The sequence below is a fragment of the Rhizobium sp. SRDI969 genome, assembly GCF_025152725.1.
Taxonomy (GTDB): Bacteria; Pseudomonadota; Alphaproteobacteria; order Rhizobiales; family Rhizobiaceae; genus Rhizobium; species Rhizobium leguminosarum_I.
Genome location: NZ_CP104035.1, coordinates 104,607 through 117,956 on the forward strand (window position 1 = coordinate 104,607; position 13,350 = coordinate 117,956).

Below are 13,350 nucleotides of genomic sequence, written 5' to 3' on the forward strand. Positions count from 1 at the left end.
GAGAGCGATGAAGAACGAAGCAACGCAACCGAAAAATCCGCCGAAAAATCCTCATGGATTAACCGCGAAAGTCGTACGCGGGAGCGGCAGCCATGTCGCCGAGCAAGGGTCGGTCTATCGCTCGGGCGTCTCGGCACAAAGCGTCGGGTCAAGCATGCTGTGGCTGGGGATGATTTCGCTACCCGCAGGCAGACGAACCAATGCCCATCGCCATGAGGGACACGAGACGGCCCTTCTGATGACTGGGGGCCAAGAAATCGAGATCTGGTCGGGGTCGGAGCTCGAACAGTGCGAACTGGTCCACGCCGGCGACTATCTCTTCATTCCGGCCGGCGTTCCGCATGTGGCCGTCAATCGCAGCACCGAAAACGCCGAATTCCTCGGTGCCCGCAACGACCCTGCAGCCAACGAGAGCGTCGTGCTGATGCCGGAGCTCGACAACATCGTAAGCTAATTCATACCGGGAGGTGCACCATGGCCATCATCGAACAACGTCTGGCCGAAATCGGTCTGGAATTGCCCGAACCTTTGAAAGTTCGCGAGGGGCTGCATATGCCATTCGCCTGGGTTCGGGTGCGCGGCACCCGCGCCTATATTTCGGGTCACGTCGCGTGCAACCGCGATGGGACATTGGCAGCTCCGCTTGGCAAGGTCGGAGCGGATGTTTCGCCGGAGCAGGGTTACGCGTCAGCCCGGCTCGTTGCCCTGGCCCATCTCGCCAGTCTCAAACGTGCTGTCGGAGATCTTGATCGGGTCACGGCTTGGCTGCGCGTCTTCGCCATGGTGAATGTTGCTCCGGGTTTCAATGAGACGCCGCTGGTCACAAACGGCTATTCCGATCTGATACTGGAGCTGTACGGCCCCAACGTTGGCGCCCACGCCCGCTCGTCTATCGGCATGGCCATCCCTTTGAATGCGCCCGTAAACTGTGAAGCGGAAGTCGAAATAGACGGGTGACCGCCAGAACAGGATGATTTTAGGCCAGTTTGGCCTAAAATCTGAATCCTGTTCCACGCCAGATCGTCAGAGCATGGTGTCGTCCGATAACCGCTCACACTTTCGGCATCATGCTCTAGTAAACGAAGGGATCAACGTCAGCATGGGGGTCCGCCTCCTTCGGATAGATCACGCCCTTGCGCAGGATGATGTTGGCGTAGAGCCTGGGCTCGCCGGTCTGGATCACCGCATGGGCGGATTTCACCCTACCGTAGAAATCCTGGCCGATCAGCGGCACCACCTGCCGATGCGGCTCGTGGCGGGCGCAGCAGTCGATCATCTCCTCGTGCACGGGGTCGAGCTTGTCGCGCTCGGCCTTGACGGTCGAGCGGAAGATCGCATCAGTCACGAAATCGTCGATCGGCAGCACGCTGAGCACGGCGTTGAGGACCGGGATGAGGTGGTGGCCGTCGAGCCGGATCAGCCGGCGGGCATGTTCGACGCCCGGATAATTGCCGTCGACGATGGCGATCTCGTCGCCGTGGCCCATGGCGCGAAGAGTAAAAAGCAGCTCCGGGCTCAACAGCGGATCAAGTCCTTTCAGCATGGTCTATCTCCTTGAAAAGTACGTTCTGGTCGGTGAGGTAACGCGCGAAGATCGGCAGGCTGGCGCCACCGATGGCGCGCGCCTGGGCGCCGACCGCGCCCTCGATGATTTCAGGCATGACGACGCCCTGCAGGTCGAGTTTGGCAGCTTCGTCGATGGTGGCCTGCACCATGCGGCTGCGCACCCAATCGGGAAAGCCGCCATCGATGACGGCCGCACTGAAATCGACGATCGAGGCGGCGGCGACGATCGCCTGCGCCAGCGCCTTGGCGCTGTCCTGGATCCAGGCTTCCATCGGCTCGCCGAAATCCACCCAGTCGTCGGCGGAATACCAGAGCGGCTCTGGATCGATGCCGCGTTCGCGCAGCATATTCTCGAGCACGAAGATCGAGGCGATTTCGAGCAACTGCTTCGTCTCGCCGTTCTTGCCCCGCACGGGCAGCGGCCCGATCGCGCCTGCCGTGCCGGTGCGGCCGGAAAAGATCGCCGAATTGAGCACGATGCCGCCGCCGATGAAGGAGCCGATGAAGAAATAGACGAAATCCGGGTAGGACGGCCCGACGCCGAAGACGAGTTCGGCGCCGCAGGCGCTGGTCGCATCGTTCTGCATGAAGACCGGATGGGAGACGCGAGAGGCGACGTCGGCCTGCAGGTCGACGTCGCGCCAGACCTCCATGGCGCCCGGCGGCGCACCCACCTCTTCGGCCCAGTTCCAGAGCTCGAAGGGGGCGGCGATGCCGAGGCCGGCGATGCGGCCGCGCTGTTTGTCGTCGAGCCGGTCTTCGAGCTCGCGGATGCCCGAGGTGACGAAGGCGAGGATTTCATCCGGCAGCGGATAGGCATAGGTCCGGTGCAACTGCATGCGGATGCGGCCGACGAAATCCATCAGCACCAGATCGGCGCTGCGCCGGCCCATCTTCAGGCCGAAGGAATAGACGGCATCGGGATTGATATGCATCGGGATCGACGGCTGGCCGACGCGGCCGCGCACCGGTTCCCCGCGCGACAGCAGCCCTTCCTTTTCCAGCACCCGCATGATCACGGAGACGGTCTGCGCCGACAGCCCGCTGCGGCGCGCGATATCGGCCTTCGACAGCGCGCCGTAGAGACGCACCAGCGACAGCACGAGCCGTTCGTTATAGGCTCGCACCCTGACCTGGTTTGCACCTCCGGCCGGATTGAGAATTGGTGGCGGGACCGGCGTGTGTTCCGGTCCATCCAAGGACGACATGGCCGCTCCTCCCGATCGTTGGCCTATTGCCCTAATTCGTTCGAGCATGCCACATCGAATTAATAATTCAATTGGATTTATTTATTGACAAGCCAATTTCTTTTCGCTCTTAATTGCCGTCGTCAAGGGCACGGGACCGCTGGGAGGCATTAGCGATCCACGGCGAAGTGTCATATCTTAAGCTTCCGGCCCCGCAGGGGCGGCGCCGGCAAACTCTGGGAGGAGTTCCATGAAGAAATCCGTTCTCGCTTTCGGCGCGCTCGCGCTTGGTGTCACCTTTTCCGCTCCTGTCATGGCGGCTGACGTGGCTGCCTGCCTGATCACCAAGACCGACACCAACCCCTTCTTCGTCAAGATGAAGGAAGGTGCGACGGCCAAGGCCAAGGAACTCGGCGTCTCGCTGAAGTCCTATGCCGGCAAGGTCGACGGTGACAGCGAAAGCCAGGTGGCTGCGATCGAAAGCTGCATTGCCGACGGCGCAAAGGGCATCCTGATTGCTGCTTCCGACACCAAGGGCATCGTGTCTTCGGTCAAAAAGGCCCGTGATGCCGGCCTGCTGGTCATCGCTCTCGACACGCCGCTGGAGCCGGCCGATGCCGCCGACGCCACCTTCGCCACCGACAACCTGCTCGCCGGCAAGCTGATCGGCCAGTGGGCCAAGGAAACGCTGGGCGACAAGGTGAAGGACGCCAAGGTCGGCTTCCTCGACCTCACTCCGTCGCAGCCGACGGTCGACGTTCTGCGCGACCAGGGCTTCATGATGGGCTTCGGCATCGATCCGAAGGACCCGAACAAGATCGGCGACGAGGACGATGCTCGTATCGTCGGTCATGACGTGACCAACGGCAATGAAGAAGGCGGCCGCAAGGCCATGGAAAACCTTCTGCAGAAGGATCCGAGCATCAACGTCATCCACACGATCAACGAGCCGGCCGCTGTCGGCGCCTATCAGGCGCTGAAGGCTGTCGGCATGGAAAAGAACGTGCTGATCGTCTCGGTCGACGGTGGTTGCCCGGGCGTGAAGTCGGTCAAGGAAGGCGTCATCGGCGCCACCTCGCAGCAATATCCGCTGATGATGGCAGCCCTTGGCGTCGAAGCGATCAAGAAGTTCGCCGACAGTGGTGAAAAGCCGAAGCCGACCGAAGGCAAGTCCTTCTACGACACCGGCGTCTCGCTCGTCACCGACAAGCCGGTTTCCGGCGTCAAGTCGATCGACACCAAGGAAGGCACCGACAAGTGCTGGGGCTGAGCCCTGATTGTTGAAAGCAGACCGGCCGGGGCTTGATCCCCGGTCGTTTTCGACGGACGATGTGCCGTCGCCTCACGAACCGGCTAATCAAAGACCGGATGGATATCGGTGACGGCCCCCGCGCGAGTTCGGCGCGCGGATGCGGAGGAGGAACCATGACCGGAACACAGGAATTCGAACGTGTCCTCGACGGCAGCGACAAGAGCGTTGCCTCCTTCGAGCACGAGAATGTCTCGCTGATCAAGCGCGCGCAGCATTTTCTTCACTCGACGCCGGCCGCCGTGCCGCTGATCGTGCTGGTGCTGGCGATCATCATTTTCGGGATCACCATCGGCGGACGGTTCTTCTCGTCCTATACGCTGACGCTGATCCTGCAGCAGATCGCCATCGTCGGTATTCTCGGCGCCGCCCAGACGCTGGTCATCCTGACGGCCGGCATCGATCTTTCGATTGGCGTCATCATGGTGATCTCGGCGGTGATCATGGGCAATGTCGCCATCACCTACGGCATACCGACGCCGATCGCGGTCGCAGCCGGCATGCTTGTCGGCGGCCTTTGCGGATTGCTGAACGGCTTCCTCGTCGCCTACATGAAGTTGCCGCCCTTCATCGTCACGCTCGGCACCTGGAACATCGTCATGGCGACGAATTTCATCTATTCCGCCAATGAGACGATCCGCGACACCGACGTCGACGAAAAGGCGCCGCTGCTGCATCTTTTCGCCGTGAGCTTCAAGCTCGGCAGCGCCGTGCTGACCGTCGGCGTCATCGCCATGGTGCTGCTCGTCGTGGTCCTCTGGTATGTCCTCAATCACACCGCCTGGGGCCGGCATGTCTATGCCGTCGGCGACGATCCGGAGGCAGCCAAGCTCTCCGGCATTCAGACCAAGAAGGTGCTGCTGACCGTTTACGCCATCTCGGGCGTCATTGCCGGCTTGGCCGCCTGGGTCTCGATCGGCCGCAACGGCTCGATCTCGCCCTCTTCGGCCGTCACCGATTTTAACCTCCAGGCGATCACTGCGACTGTGATCGGCGGCATCTCGCTGTTCGGCGGCCGCGGCTCCATCCTCGGCACGCTCTTCGGTGCCATGATCGTCGGCGTCGTCTCGATGGGCCTCAACATGCTCGGCGCCGACCCGCAATGGAAAGTCCTTTTGACAGGCGTGCTGATCATCGCCGCCGTCGCTATCGATCAGTGGATCAGAAAGGTTTCGGTGTAATCATGGATCGCGAACCCCTTCTCACCGCCCGCGGTCTCGTCAAGCGCTATGGCCGCGTGACCGCGCTCGACAATGCCGATTTCGACCTCTATCCGGGTGAAATCCTCGCCGTCATCGGCGATAACGGCGCCGGCAAATCCTCGCTCATCAAGGCGATATCGGGCGCCGTCACCCCCGACGAGGGAGTGATCACCCTCGAAGGCCGGCAGGTGCAGTTCCGCTCGCCGATGGAAGCGCGCGAAGCCGGCATCGAAACCGTCTACCAGAACCTCGCGCTGTCGCCGGCACTGTCGATCGCCGACAACATGTTCCTCGGCCGCGAGATCCGCAAATCCGGCGTGCTCGGTTCGATGTTCCGCATGCTCGACCGGCCGGCCATGGAAAAGCTGGCGCGCAACAAGCTGTCCGAACTCGGCTTGATGACCATCCAGAACATCAACCAGGCGGTGGAAACGCTCTCCGGCGGTCAGCGCCAGGGTGTCGCGGTCGCCCGCGCCGCCGCCTTCGGCTCGAAGGTCATCATCATGGACGAACCGACGGCAGCGCTTGGCGTCAAGGAAAGCCGCCGCGTGCTGGAACTGATCCTCGACGTGCGCGCCCGTGGCCTGCCGATCGTGCTGATCTCCCACAACATGCCGCATGTCTTCGAAGTGGCCGACCGGATCCATATCCACCGTCTCGGCCGGCGGCTGACGGTAATCGATCCTAAGGAGTACACCATGTCCGACGCCGTCGCCTTCATGACCGGCGCCAAGGCGGTGCCGACGGAGCCGGTCGCCGCATGAACGCACGCATCGATGAAATCGCCGGCGCAGTTCTTGACCGCGCCGGCCATTCCAAGCGTTTCCTGGTCGCCATCGCCGGACCTCCAGGCGCCGGCAAATCGACCATGGCCGACAATTTGGCGGAAGCGCTGAAGGCCAGGGGTGAAAGTGCCGAAGTCCTGCCGATGGATGGCTTCCACATGGACAACGCCATCCTGATCGAACGCGGCCTGCTGGCGCGCAAGGGCATCCCCGAGACCTTCGATGTCCGCGGTTTCCTCGATATCATCCGCGCCGTCAGGCGGGCCGATCAGGAGGTTCTGGTGCCGGTCTTCGACCGTTCCCGCGAACTCGCCATCGCCTCGGCCCGTCCCGTTTCCCCCGATCACCGTTTCATCATCGTCGAGGGCAATTATCTGCTGTTTTCGCTCGGCAAATGGGCCGAACTCGAAGGCGTCTTCGATTTTTCGATCATGCTGGCGCCGCCGATCGAGGTGCTCGAAGAGCGGCTCTGGGCGCGCTGGCGCGGTTACAACCTGACCGAGGAAGCCGCCAGCGCCAAGGTCTACGGCAACGACCTGCCGAACGGCCGGCTGATCCTCGAAAACCGCCGCCCGGCCGATGTGACGCTGGAGATCGCGCTGGCGTGATGCCGCGGATTGTTCTCACATGGGAACAATCCATACCGCCCGGTCCTGCGTAGCGGTTCCGGATGCCGATAGGCATAACAAGGTGCTGGCAGCGCCTCTTGTGAATCAAGGTTTCGCAGCAAGTCGGCCGAATTCGGGCAAATAGGGACTTGCGCTTGAGTATGGTCGCGAAGGATAACATCCACACACCCTGCCGTTTGGTCGGTGCCCTCCTTTGGCGGGGTGCCGGCATGTCCGTCATGTAAGAAGTCACGCGATGCGTCGGGCTCTCCTCGCCGGATTTTCGATGAAGTCTGTGCGTTCATGCCTCTTCCTCATCCCGTTGGAGATGACATATGGCGTTCAGCCTGCCCATCACGCGCGCGATCTTCGCCCTTTTTCGCGTTCCATTCTTCCCCGCCGCACTGATTGCAATCCTCTTCGCTATGCTCGCCGAGGCAATGGCCTTCAGTTACATCGCCCTGCTCGCCGTTGATAAGGTCGGCATGTCGCCTCTGCAGTTGGGAGCTTTTCTAAGCCTGTCGGCGATCTCAGGCATCGTCGTCACGACGATCTTTGGCCACTTTCACGACCGCAAGCCGATGATGTGGCCGTTGCTGATATCCTTGCTGGCCAAGATGGCTGGGTTCGGTCTCTGCGCGGTGGCGAGCGAACCGTGGATGCTGTTTCTCAACGCGGCCGTCCTCTTCGGTATCAGTTCTGCCTCGTTCTCCCTGCTGTTTGCGACGGCGAAAGGCTATCTCGATCGCACAGGCGAGCAGACGAGCGCCAAGGGCATGGCGGCGCTGCGCACGTGCAATTCGCTGAGTTGGGCCGTCGGGCCAGCCCTGGGCGCCATTCTTGTTCGCTACTGGGACCTCGATGGCATCTATGTCGGCGCAACTTTGCTCGCCGCCTTGGCGCTGGCGGTCGTGCTGGTGAGCCGCATCGAGGTCGTGGCGGATACAGCAAGCCGGCAGCGCCTGACGCTGGACGTTTTGATGTCCACAGCGCCTGCCGTGTTGGCGCTTACCGCCTTTCACACGGCCATGTTCACCGGTGCCAATGCCGTGTCGATCGTCGTTGCCCAGCAGTTGGGATCCGAGGCGGACGTCGGCCTGCTGTTCAGCCTCTGCGCGCTTCTTGAGGTGATTGTGATGAGCCTGTTCGTGTTTCGGCCGGCACGCGGGGCGAACAGGCTGCTCCTGCTGGCCGGCTTCGGGGTCTTCGCCGTCTATTACCTGTTGCCGATCCCCTGGCCTTCACTGACGACGCTCTACCTTGCGCAGTTGCTGCGGGCGACAGGCATCGCGATCATCAGTATCGTCGGCATGGCTCATTTGCAGGATCTGTTGCCTGGCAGGGTTGGAATCGCAGCGGCCCTCTTTGGCAATAGCGCGAATGCCGGCCTTCTTTTCTCGGGGCTCGGGACCGGCCTTTGGGCGCAATCCTTTGGCTACTGGTCGTTGTTCGAGCTTTGCGCCGGTCTCTGTCTGCTCGGAGCGGCATTGTGCCTGATAAGATCGGTTCGGAGATAGAGCAGCGGGCATGAAAAGAGCGAAAGCCCGCCGCATGAATCAATTTCAATGCGATGCGCTTTAGTGTTATCGAGACCGCAGACGCATCGCTTCGGAGGCCTGCCATGCAATCGATCACCATCCGCCGTCCTGATGACTGGCACCTGCATCTGCGCGACGGCGCCATGCTGGAGGGCGTGATCGCTGATACGAGCCGCACCTTCGCCCGCGCCATCATCATGCCCAATCTCGTGCCGCCGGTCGTCACGTCAGCTGACGCCAGGGCCTATCGCGAGCGCATCCTCAAAGCCTTGCCGGACGGCCATCGCTTCCAGCCGCTGATGACACTTTATCTCACCGAACATACCAGCCCGGATGATGTGGAGGAGGGGAAGAACAGCGGCCTCATCACCGCCGTCAAGCTTTATCCCGCCGGCGCCACGACCAATTCGCATGGCGGCGTCCGCGACATGGAAAAGGCGATGCCGGTGCTGGAGCGCATGGCAAAGATCGGCCTGCCGCTCTGCGTCCATGGCGAGGTGACGACGCCGGAGGTCGATATCTTCGACCGCGAGGCCGTCTTCATCGACACCGTGCTCGATCCGCTGCGCCAGCGCCTGCCGGAGCTGAAGGTAACGATGGAGCATGTGACGACATGGGATGGCGTCGATTACATCAAGGCGGCCAAGGGCAATCTCGCCGGCTCGATCACCACCCACCATCTGATCATCAACCGCAACGCCATCCTCGTCGGCGGCATCCGCCCGCATTATTACTGCCTGCCCGTCGCCAAGCGCGAAAACCACCGGCTGGCCTTGCGTGCGGCGGCCGTCAGCGGCGATCCGCGCTTCTTCCTCGGCACGGATTCCGCCCCGCATGTCGATCCGCTGAAGGAATGCGCCTGCGGCTGCGCCGGCATCTATACCTCGGTCAATACGATGAGCTGCCTCGCCCATGTCTTCGAACAGGAGGGCGCCCTGGAACGGCTCGAAGCCTTCGTGTCGCTGAACGGGCCGGCCTGGTACGGGCTGCAGCCGAACGAGGAGCGCATCACCCTGTCACGGCAGGCCGAGCCGGTCGTCTTTCCCGCGAGGATTGAAACCGGCGCCGGTCCGGTGACGGTGTTCGATCCGATGTTTCCCCTGCGCTGGCAGGTGCTGCACCAGGAGTAAGCTTTCGGATTTCAATTTTAAATAGAATATTCATTTTAAAGTTCGACGCGACGTTAAACGCGTAACATTTGCATTGTGCAGTGCATCATTTGTTAACGGATGCATAAGACATTTCTCCTCGCAGACCGGTAAGCCGCCATTCGATGCGACAACAGCTGCGGAGACTGAAAAGCATGATGCTTGACTATAACTCCCTGTTGTTGGCGCTCGGCGTCTCCGCGGCCTGCCTTGCGGTGACGCTGATGGGCAGCTGGCTTGTCCGTCGCGCGGAAACCGTGCTGCTCACCGCCACCGTCGGCCTTGTCCTCGTCGTCAGCGGCATTTTCGTCTATAGCGGCTATGTCAATACGCCCAAGACATGGCTCGGCGTTGCCAATTTCGTGCTGTTTCATGCCGGTTTTGCCACCATCTGGGGAGCAGGCAAACAATTCCTCACCGGCCGGATGTCTCTCCTTGCCATCGCGATCCGCGCGCTTGCGGCGATGGTCTTCTCCGTCGTGCCGATGCTATCGGGCTATGATGGCCTGGCTTTCATCGCGGACAATCTCGCCATCGCCCTTTTGCTCTTTGCCACCGCCCGGCAATATTGGCTCGCCCGCGCCGAAGCACCCGCGCCGCTCCTCGGCATTACCACGCTCTATACGCTGACGGCGATCTCCTTCGTTCTCTGCGCCGCCGTGCTGATCTCCGACGGCAAGCTGGTGCTCGGCAAAGCCCCCAGCAACTGGGCCGAAGATCTGAGCCTTGCCGTCTGCATTGCCGGCATGACCGGTATCGGCGCGCTGTCGCTGGCGCTGCATCAATGGCGGCTCGCTGCCCGCCATCGTCTCGATGCGATCACCGATCCGCTGACCGGCCTGCTCAACCGTCGTGCCCTCTTCGACCAATACGGCACGCGTCCGATGGGAACGACCACGGCCGTCATCGTCTTCGATATCGACCATTTCAAATCCGTCAACGATCGCTTCGGCCATGCCGCCGGCGACCGCGTGCTCAATGTCTTCGCCGGCGAGCTTTCGGCCCATTGCCGCACCGGCGACACCGCTGCCCGGCTCGGCGGCGAGGAATTCGTGCTGGTGCTGAAGGAGATCATGCCCGGCCGGGCGGAACTCACGGCCGAGCGCATCCGCAGGGCGTTCGAAGCGCGCGAGATCCATATCGACGACGAAGTGCTGACATTCACGGTCAGCGTCGGCGTCGCCCCCGGCCGTTCGAAGAGCTTGGATTTCGACGCCATGCTGAGTGCCGCCGACAAGGCGCTCTACGTCGCCAAGCGCGCCGGCCGCAACCGGGTCGAACTTGCCAGCTACCTCAAGGCGGTTCCCGTCGAAGCAACACGCACCGCGTCTTGATTCCCGGCTGACCTCCCATAACATCGCCCTCGCCCGGATGCGGCCAGCCGCCCCGCGACGCTTCTGCGTTAAGGTGAATGCATCCAGACAACCTCAGCGAACATTCCGGCGACGCCAGCCCCGGCGCCAAGGCCTTCGTCCGCGTCGCCAATGTGCGGGCCTATCACGCCGAAACTCTCAGGCAAGGACTACCGCTACATGGTCACGGCTTGGCTCCCTCTTCTCCCCAGCGGGGAGAAGGTGGCCCGAAGGGTCGGATGAGGGGGCCACACGGCATTCCATTCATTGTCCTGCGCTTGCGCTCCGGACACTCGCGGCTTTGCCGCTCAACCGCCTGCCGGCACCTTCTCCCCGCTGGGGAGAAGAGACGTGTAGCTGCGCGGTACGGTTTCTTCTTAGTCAGAGCAAGATATATCGGGGAAAAGTTGCATTTTCGGATGGTTATTCTATGAAAGGTACTGGAAGTTTCGAGATTGCATATTGCAAGCCCTATCCAGCTACCTCACTCCCGAAGGTGACAACCTGACGCAAGGCGGTTCTCTGTGGGCTGGTTTGGCAGGCTTGTTCTTGCTGCTCGCCGTGATCTCCGCTTGGCGCGCTTTTCGAACCCGGATGCTGGCAAATAGCCGGAACGGCTCGCGCCGGCGCTATCGCTAAACTCCCGGTCGGCCACGAGGCGGACTCTGTCTTAGCCGGCCGAATGCGGGTCCATACTATAGGGATAGACCGGATAATCTGCCCCGATGGCACCTCGAACGCGGTCGGACCAGGCGGCGAAGGCGGGATAGGCTGCGAGAGAAAAGCCGCAATCCTCGGCCCGGTGGCTATAGGCGTAAACGGCGATATCGGCGATCGTCAGCTGCTGGTCGACAAGAAACAGGCTGTCGCTCAGGCTGCGATCGATGGCGGCAAGCGCGCGGGCTGCGGCTTCGCGCTTGCCCGCAATCATGCTCTGGTTACGCTCCAGCCGTCCGGTCAACGTCCAGAATCGCAGCGAGCCGATGACCGGCTCGACATGATACTGTTCGAAGAACAGCCATTGCATGACCTTGGCGCGCAGATAGTGGTCTGAAGGCAGGAAGCGTGTGCCCTCGGCGAGAAAAGTGAGGATCGCATTGGATTCGGCAATCGGACGCCCATCGTCGAGTTCGAGAACTGGGATGGCGCCCACCGGATTGAGTTTGAGAAACGCCTCGGTGCGGCTCTCGCCCTCGAAGATCGAGACGATACGGCTGCGGTACGGTATGTCGAGCAGGCCGAGCAAAACCCGGACCTTCCAGCCATTTTGCGACGGCATATAGTCGTGAAGCGTAAACATGACGGTCCTTTCGCGGCGATTGCCCAACATCGCATGCCCGCACGGGGCCAACCACCCGATTCCTGAAAGGCGCGGCGGATCGCCGAGAAGCAATCGTTCAGACGATCATCAGCGCCCGGACGAAGGCGACCGAGGCGAGTAGCGAGGCGATGGTCCGCACATGGTTCCACCACGTCCAGTCCCTGACATAGATGGTCCAGAGCTGAACCGCTTCCGTCCCGTTGCCGCCGACTTTTGCCAGCGCATCGTTCATCGGCACGTTGAAGATGATGGTCGAGAGGAAGGAGGCGAAGATGTAGAGGGCTGCACCCGCCAGCATCAGAAAGGATGCCCCGCCGCGCCAGTCGATCAGGGCGAGCACGGCGATGACGAGGCAGAGGATCGCCGTCGGCACGAAGAGGCCCATGAAGGGAGAGCGGACGATCGTCACGTTGATCGAGTTCATCGCCGCGATGCCTTGCTCCGCCGGGATGCGCGAGAAGGCGGCCATGATGAAGGTCGAGAAGGCAAAGAAGATGCCGGCGACGAGGCCGCTGCCGATCGCCGCGGCCACGAGGGATAGGATCAGGATGATCTGCATGTCAAAACTCCTCCCAAACTTTAAAAACAAGAGAAACTCTCCCATTTGCAAAATGCGATAATCTCTCTTATATTGTTTGTCAACGTGGAAAAGGAGAGAGCATGTCGGAACAGCCGGTCGCAACGCGCAGGCGCCAGCAGGAGTCGACCGGCCAGCTGCGCCGCATTCCCAGCCAGCAGCGCGGCCGCGAGCGCTTCGAAAAGATCCTCACCGTGGCCGCCGAGCTGATCGAAAGCCATGGCAGCGACGGCTTGAAGATGAGCGAGATCGTCGAAAAGGCCGGTCTCTCCTTCGGCGCCCTCTACCAATATTTCCCCGACAAGACCTCGATCATCCGCACATTGGCCGAGCGCTTCAACCAAGAGGGCAGGCGGTGCGTCGAAGCGGAACTGGCAAAGGTGACGGACGCTGCGGCCCTGCAGGGCGCGCTCGCCACTATCGCCGATGAATATTACGACTTCTTCCGCCGCGAGCCTGTGATGCGCGACATCTGGCATGCGACCCATACCGACAAGCTGCTGCAACAGGTCGATGCCGAGGACATGGAATTCCATGCCCAGGCATTTCTCGCCGTGCTTATCCGCCTATGGCCGGATCGCGACCGCAGGGAGCTGCTGGCGATCGCCCGGCTGACGATGCAGCTGCTTGCCGCCGCCGTGCGTTACGCTGTTTCGCTGAATGCGGAAGAGGGTGCTCAGGCGATTGCCTTGTTCAAGAAGATGCATATCGGCCCTCTGCTGTAATAGCCCCGCCTTTTCGTCTGGAAACGGCGGGC

The 13,350-nt window shown here is 61.8% G+C and carries 14 protein-coding genes and 1 pseudogene; 11 read left to right on the forward strand and 4 right to left on the reverse strand.

Annotation, left to right across the window (positions count from 1 at the left end; genetic code table 11):
* Window positions 1-7 precede the first annotated feature (7 nt).
* Window positions 8-454, forward strand: coding sequence for a cupin domain-containing protein (locus N2A41_RS00545; RefSeq protein ID WP_170279216.1), 447 nt, complete (start codon window positions 8-10; stop codon window positions 452-454).
* 20 nt (window positions 455-474) lie between these two features.
* Entirely contained in the window at window positions 475-957 is a 483-nt protein-coding gene (locus tag N2A41_RS00550; protein WP_260109972.1) for a RidA family protein, read from the forward strand.
* A gap of 115 nt (window positions 958-1,072) precedes the next feature.
* Here the strand turns inward: N2A41_RS00550 and N2A41_RS00555 are convergent, their stop codons facing one another.
* Both N2A41_RS00555 and N2A41_RS00560 read right to left on the reverse strand, forming a co-directional pair.
* Window positions 1,073-1,543, reverse strand: a complete 471-nt coding sequence (locus tag N2A41_RS00555) for an RbsD/FucU family protein (protein WP_260109973.1) — start codon at window positions 1,541-1,543, stop codon at window positions 1,073-1,075.
* Window positions 1,527-2,774: an ROK family transcriptional regulator gene (locus N2A41_RS00560; RefSeq protein WP_260109974.1), complete on the reverse strand. Its 1,248-nt coding sequence runs from the start codon at window positions 2,772-2,774 to the stop codon at window positions 1,527-1,529. The genes N2A41_RS00555 and N2A41_RS00560 overlap by 17 nt, the downstream gene beginning before the upstream one ends.
* A 229-nt stretch (window positions 2,775-3,003) precedes the next feature.
* Here N2A41_RS00560 and N2A41_RS00565 point away from each other — a divergent pair, with 229 nt between their 5' ends.
* From N2A41_RS00565 to N2A41_RS00600, 8 genes and pseudogenes are all read left to right on the forward strand, one after another.
* Entirely contained in the window at window positions 3,004-4,023 is a 1,020-nt protein-coding gene (locus N2A41_RS00565; RefSeq protein ID WP_017966815.1) for a sugar ABC transporter substrate-binding protein, read from the forward strand.
* Between the two features lie 155 nt (window positions 4,024-4,178).
* Complete coding sequence (locus N2A41_RS00570; protein WP_026154411.1) at window positions 4,179-5,243, forward strand: ABC transporter permease; 1,065 nt, start codon at window positions 4,179-4,181, stop codon at window positions 5,241-5,243.
* Between the two features lie 2 nt (window positions 5,244-5,245).
* The gene (locus N2A41_RS00575) at window positions 5,246-6,028 is read left to right on the forward strand and encodes an ATP-binding cassette domain-containing protein (protein ID WP_017966817.1); all 783 of its coding nucleotides are present in this window, start codon (window positions 5,246-5,248) and stop codon (window positions 6,026-6,028) included.
* Window positions 6,025-6,657 (forward strand): nucleoside triphosphate hydrolase, encoded by a 633-nt coding sequence (locus N2A41_RS00580; RefSeq protein ID WP_017966818.1) that lies wholly within the window; start codon window positions 6,025-6,027, stop codon window positions 6,655-6,657. The genes N2A41_RS00575 and N2A41_RS00580 overlap by 4 nt, the downstream gene beginning before the upstream one ends.
* A gap of 335 nt (window positions 6,658-6,992) precedes the next feature.
* Window positions 6,993-8,174, forward strand: coding sequence for an MFS transporter (locus N2A41_RS00585; protein WP_260109975.1), 1,182 nt, complete (start codon window positions 6,993-6,995; stop codon window positions 8,172-8,174).
* A gap of 104 nt (window positions 8,175-8,278) precedes the next feature.
* Entirely contained in the window at window positions 8,279-9,325 is a 1,047-nt protein-coding gene (gene pyrC, locus N2A41_RS00590; RefSeq protein WP_260109976.1) for a dihydroorotase, read from the forward strand.
* Between the two features lie 173 nt (window positions 9,326-9,498).
* Window positions 9,499-10,677, forward strand: a complete 1,179-nt coding sequence (locus N2A41_RS00595) for a GGDEF domain-containing protein (RefSeq protein ID WP_260109978.1) — start codon at window positions 9,499-9,501, stop codon at window positions 10,675-10,677.
* An 89-nt stretch (window positions 10,678-10,766) separates the two neighbouring features.
* Window positions 10,767-10,878: pseudogene (locus tag N2A41_RS00600) on the forward strand (glyoxalase superfamily protein); the annotation flags it as partial.
* 487 nt (window positions 10,879-11,365) lie between these two features.
* On the opposite strand, the gene N2A41_RS00605 reads toward N2A41_RS00600, so the two are convergent.
* Window positions 11,366-11,995: a glutathione S-transferase family protein gene (locus tag N2A41_RS00605; protein WP_222280016.1), complete on the reverse strand. Its 630-nt coding sequence runs from the start codon at window positions 11,993-11,995 to the stop codon at window positions 11,366-11,368.
* A 97-nt stretch (window positions 11,996-12,092) separates the two neighbouring features.
* On the reverse strand, window positions 12,093-12,575 hold the full coding sequence (locus tag N2A41_RS00610) for an anthrone oxygenase family protein (protein WP_170263581.1): 483 nt from the start codon (window positions 12,573-12,575) through the stop codon (window positions 12,093-12,095).
* 101 nt (window positions 12,576-12,676) lie between these two features.
* Between N2A41_RS00610 and N2A41_RS00615 the strand changes: the two genes are divergently transcribed.
* Window positions 12,677-13,318, forward strand: a complete 642-nt coding sequence (locus N2A41_RS00615) for a TetR/AcrR family transcriptional regulator (protein WP_222386656.1) — start codon at window positions 12,677-12,679, stop codon at window positions 13,316-13,318.
* Window positions 13,319-13,350 lie beyond the last annotated feature (32 nt).